General features: G+C 40.4%; 1 protein-coding gene. It reads left to right on the forward strand.

All coding sequences use genetic code 11. From position 1 onward, the window contains the following. Positions 1-2106: mucin-binding protein (locus ACYVQ1_RS10185; RefSeq protein ID WP_461258417.1), on the forward strand; the 2106-nt coding region annotated here is incomplete at both ends.

Below are 2106 nucleotides of genomic sequence, written 5' to 3' on the forward strand. Positions count from 1 at the left end.
GTAAACAAAAAAATGGTACAACAACATGGGATCAACCTAATCACACTTATGGTAAAGAAACAGTTCCAGTTGTTGAACATTACTATGCCGATAAGAAGGAAGCTGGATCTAAGACAGTTACTCCAGACCAACCAGAAGTTACGGATAAGGTTACTTATAAACCACTTGGTAAGATCATCCCAGTTGATGAAACCAATACACCAATTCCAAGTGCACCAACTCCACAGTACAACAATGATCCACAAGATCCAACTAAGGGTGGTGAGACTCCAACTCCAGTTATCCCAGGTTATGTGACAGACACTCCAAGTGTAACACCTAATGACCCAGGATCTGATACACCTGTTGTCTACCGTAAGGCAGAACAAAAAGCTGTTATCAAGTACGTAGATCAAAATACTGGTACAACACTTGAAAATGATCAAGTTTCTGGTAAATCTGGCGAAGCTATTGACTACTCAACTGCAGCTAAAATCAAGAAATACCAAGATCGTGGTTATGTTCTTGTGAATGATGAGTTCCCAGCAGGAGCTACTTATGACACAGATGCATCTGTTGATCAAACTTGGACAGTAACTTTGAAACATGGTGAAACTCCAGTTGGACCAAACGATCCACATAATCCAACAGATCCAATCAATCCAAATGATCCAAACAGTCCAAAATACCCTGCGACAGATCAATGGAAGAAAGATGTCACATCAACGGTTAAGTATGTGGTATCAGATGGTAAGGCAACTGCCCCAGCTGATAATGTTCAAAATGCACAATGGACACGTACATTAAATCTTGATAAAGTTACAGGTAAGGTTCTTAACCCTGATGCACCATGGACAGCGAATAAGGCTAACTATGATGCAGTTCCAACACCAAGTGTTACTGGCTACTATGCGGATAAAGCAAGCGTTCCAACTAAGACGGTTACCCAAGATAATCTTGAAGAAACGGTTACTTATAAACCGCTTGGAAGCTTGGTTCCAAAACCAGAAACACCAAACGATCCAAACTTCCCATCAACACCAGAAGTGAAGTATCCAAACGATCCAACAGATCCAACGAAACCAGGTCAACCGGTTGTGCCAGATGTTCCAGGTTACAAGCCATACTTGCCAGATCCAAAAGATCCAAGCAAACCAGGTCAACCAATCCAACCAGGAACACCTGTAACACCTGACAAACCAGGGGAAGATACGCCAATCATCTATGTACCAAAAACAAATGATGTGACGCAACCAACAAAACAAACTGTTAAGTACACAAGTACAGATGGTAAAGCTCAGGTGCCTTCGGATAAGATTCAAAATGACTATACTTTCACAGGTAAGAAGAATCAAGCTGATGGTACAACAACATGGACTGAAAAGAGTCATACTTACGGTAGGGAAAGTGTTCCAGTAGTTTCTGGTTACTACGCTGACAAGTCTGAAGCAGGTAGTAAAACAGTCACTCCTACCAATCCTAATGCTGAAGATGTTGTAACTTATAAACCACTTGGTAAGATTATTCAGGTAGATGAAGATGGAAATGTTATTCCTAATTCAAGTTCTGTAACATACAACAATAATCCATCAAATCCTAGAGAAGCAGCAGAAACTAAAATTCCAGATGCACCAACAGGATATGTGATTAAGGAAGAACAACCACAAGCATGGGGTTACAATATTGTTGATAAAACTATTGAACCAAATGATGAAAGTGATCCAGATCGAATTTCACAAGATACGAAGATTGTTTATGTTAAAGCAGATCAAAAAGCAGTGATCACGTACGTCGATCAAACAACAGGTCAAACCCTTGCCAATGATCAAGTCGGTGGTAAATCAGGTGAAGCTATCAACTACTCAACTGCGGACAAGATTAAGTACTATGAAGATCGTGGTTATGTTCTCGTTAGCGATGAGTTTCCAAAAGATGCTCATTTCGATACTGATGCTTCAGTAGACCAAACATGGACAGTAACCTTGAAACATGGTGAAACACCAGTAGGACCAAATGATCCACATAACCCAACAGATCCAATCAATCCAAATGATCCAAACAGTCCTAAGTACCCAGCGACAGATCAATGGAAGAAAGATGTCACATCTACTGTTAAGTATGTGGTAT

The sequence above is a fragment of the Streptococcus parasalivarius genome, assembly GCF_054785155.1.